At 51.7% G+C, this 377-nt stretch carries 1 rRNA gene; it reads left to right on the forward strand.

The features are described from left to right. A 16S ribosomal RNA gene (locus tag GNE10_RS35090) occupies positions 1-377 on the forward strand; the annotation flags it as partial.

The raw sequence follows: 377 nt of genomic DNA on the forward strand, positions 1-377 counted from the left end.
TGCCAGCACGTTGTGGTGGGGACTCGTAAGAAACTGCCGGGGTTAACTCGGAGGAAGGTGGGGATGACGTCAAATCATCATGCCCCTTATGAGCTGGGCTACACACGTGCTACAATGGACAATACAAAGGGCAGCGAAACCGCGAGGTCAAGCAAACCCCATAAAGTTGTTCTCAGTTCGGATTGTAGTCTGCAACTCGACTATATGAAGCTGGAATCGCTAGTAATCGTAGATCAGCATGCTACGGTGAATACGTTCCCGGGTCTTGTACACACCGCCCGTCACACCACGAGAGTTTGTAACACCCGAAGCCGGTGGAGTAACCATTTGGAGCTAGCCGTCGAAGGTGGGACAAATGATTGGGGTGAAGTCGTAAC

The sequence above is a fragment of the Nostoc sp. 2RC genome, from assembly GCF_014222165.1.
GTDB classification, from domain to species: Bacteria; Cyanobacteriota; Cyanobacteriia; order Cyanobacteriales; family Nostocaceae; genus Nostoc; species Nostoc linckia.